Origin of the sequence: Methylobacterium sp. WL18 (genome assembly GCF_008040015.1) — a bacterium.
Classification (GTDB): domain Bacteria; phylum Pseudomonadota; class Alphaproteobacteria; order Rhizobiales; family Beijerinckiaceae; genus Methylobacterium; species Methylobacterium mesophilicum.
The window spans coordinates 1-1,537 of sequence record NZ_VRVD01000876.1; the positions used below are offsets into that span (position 1 = coordinate 1).

General features: G+C 72.3%; 2 protein-coding genes. Both read right to left on the bottom strand.

The genetic code is table 11. The features are described 5' to 3' along the window. Nucleotides 1-601 (bottom strand): 3'-5' exonuclease (locus tag FV228_RS29235; RefSeq protein ID WP_147857658.1); only part of this gene is annotated, 601 nt, incomplete at its 3' end. Between the two features lie 70 nt (nt 602-671). Then, nucleotides 672-1,537: BRCT domain-containing protein (locus FV228_RS29240; RefSeq protein ID WP_281406548.1), on the bottom strand; the 866-nt coding region annotated here is incomplete at its 5' end.

The following is a 1,537-nucleotide window of genomic DNA, read 5'->3' on the forward strand; positions in this document are numbered from 1 at the left end:
GGCGCGGGGGCGCGGCGAGGGGTCGCCGAGCCAGGCGGGCCGGGCCGCCCGTCACCCGGGTGACCGGGACGCCGATCGCCGCCGCGAGGCCGTGGACGTCCGGCGTCTCGGTCTGGCGCATGGCCGCCAGGGCGATCGCCGCGCAGGCATAGGCATCCTCGCCGGCATCGTGGTGCTCGAAGCGGATGCCGAGGCGCCGGGCCACCTTGCCGAGGCCGCAACCCTCCGGCGCCGGGAAGACCCGGCGGGCGATCTGGACCGTGCAGAGATACGACAGGGCCGGCACCGGCAGGCCGGCCCGGGCGAGGCCCGCGCGGAGCACACCAATATCGAAGCTGGCGTTGTGCGCCAGGATCAGCCCGCGGGTGAGGTCGCCGAGATAGGGCGCCATCACGCCGGCGAAATCCGGTTCGTTGGCGACGTTCGCGGGCAGGATGCCGTGGACGCGGATGTTGCCCGGCGAGAACCGCATCTCCGGCGGCCGGATCAGGTGGCTCTCCCGGCGGACCACGCGCCCATCCGCGATCCAGGCGAGGCCCACCGCGCAGGCACTGTCGCGCCGCTCGTTGGCCGTCTCGAAGTCGAGGGCCAGGACCGTCATCGCGGATCGACCATGCAGGGGAACGTTCTCGGGGTGTTCCCGAGCGGTCTAAGCCCAGGCGACTCGCGCTTCAACCGTGCGCCACCATCCCGAGCCAATCGTCCTCCGACACGACCCGGACGCCGTGCTTCTCGGCGTCCTTGAGCTTCGAGCCGGCCCCGGGGCCCGCGACCACGAGGTCGGTCTTGGCCGAAACCGATCCGGAGACCTTAGCGCCGAGCCGCTCGGCCACCGCCTTGGCTTCGTTGCGGGTCATCTTCTCCAGTGTGCCGGTGAATACCACGGTCTGGCCGGCGAAGGCCGAGGCGGCGGCTGGTCGCTCCATCGGCTCGACCGTCACCTGTTCGAGCAAGGCGTTGACCGCGTCGGCATTGTGCGGCTCGGAGAAGAACAGGATCAGCGCGTCGGTCGCCACGGGCCCGATCTCGCCGTCGTCGGCAAACAGCCGGTAGGCGTCCCCGGGCTTCTGCTCGGCGGCCCGGGCGAGGGCGGCCCGCACGGCGTCGGCATCGCCGTAATGCTGCAGCAGGTTTTCCCGCTGGGGCGCGCTGAGGCGCGCGCGCGGCGCGTCGGAGGGTGCGTCGTCGGGGAAGCCGAGGTCGAGCAGGCGGTCCCGGGTCGTGTCGCCGATCCTGTCCACGGACCGCAGCTCGACCCAGTCCGGCCCCGGCTGCACGGCCGCCGCCTCTGTGATCGCTGCGATCAGCGACGGCATGTCGGAAAACCGCTTGGCCAGGGCCTTGGCGGTGGCCTCGCCGATCTGCGGGATGCCGAGGGCGAACAGCAGGCGGTTCATCGGGACCGAGCGGCGGGCCTCGACTCCCGCCAGCAGGTTCTTGATCGCCTTGTCGTCCTCGTCGCCCTTCTTCTTGGTGGCCTTCTTCGGCGGCTCGGTGGTGCCGGCCTCGGCGCGCCGCTCGGCCGACAGCGCCTCGC